Below are 892 nucleotides of genomic sequence, written 5' to 3'. Positions count from 1 at the left end.
CGTATCGGCGTGTTTCAAGGAAGGCCGCTGCTTTTTCTTTACCAGGTTTAAGTTTTAGATATTCTGTTTTACCATATGAATATTGTTTAATCGCAGTAAAACCTTCTTTTGGTACATCAGAAGTTTCAAAAATATCATTGAATGTAATGCCGCTGTCAATAATTTTTTCCACTTCTTTATCCGTTGTATGTCCTAAATTAATCCATTCTAAGTCTCCTGAACCACCATTTTCAGTACCTGTTTGTTTAAACTTAGCTGCATATAGTGTACCCGCTGATAAATCTTTTGCTTTATCGGCTATATACATAAACATTCCTGTATTACCACCATCATCACCGTAAAATACAGTTTTGTTATCAGGCATTACTTTAGCTAACTCATGGGAGAAACGCCCTGTACTGTAATGTTTTACAACCGATGCTTTCCCCTTCTTATCAACTGTAATTTCAGGAGTGTAGCCATAGAAATAAGGATTAGCCTTTGCTTTATTTCCAAAATAGAATTGAGCAAATGTTTCAACTTGACTTCTTGTTTTTGATGTAGGGTCCGCAAATTGACGAGCATCTGGCTCATACTCTTCTGAACCTAAATGCGTATTCCATGGTGATAAAGAACCATTACATGGAATCCAAAGTCCATTTACTGCCGAAAAATCGATTTTTTCTACTTTTACAGGTTTAAGTTCACCTGTTTTTTTGTCCTGTTCCATCTCAGTTAAAGACATAGATGCTGGGACTAAACCGTATGCTGATTGACCAGCAGCATCAATTGTTTGATATTCATAATGTGTAACCATATAAAGTTTGCCGTCAATTGGCATTAATAAGCTATTTGAATCCGGAGCATCTGAAACAAAATATTTTCCGTCTGTGCTACTTGGATCCTTAATTGG

The 892-nt window shown here is 36.1% G+C and carries 1 protein-coding gene; it reads right to left on the bottom strand.

The window, feature by feature from the left end; genetic code table 11:
* On the bottom strand, positions 1-892 hold an 892-nt coding region (locus AC1DUW_RS30675; protein WP_477644429.1), incomplete at both ends, for an alkaline phosphatase PhoX.

The sequence above is a fragment of the Peribacillus sp. P4_C12 genome (genome assembly GCF_056402095.1).
This window is presented reverse-complemented; position numbering and strand designations above follow the sequence as displayed.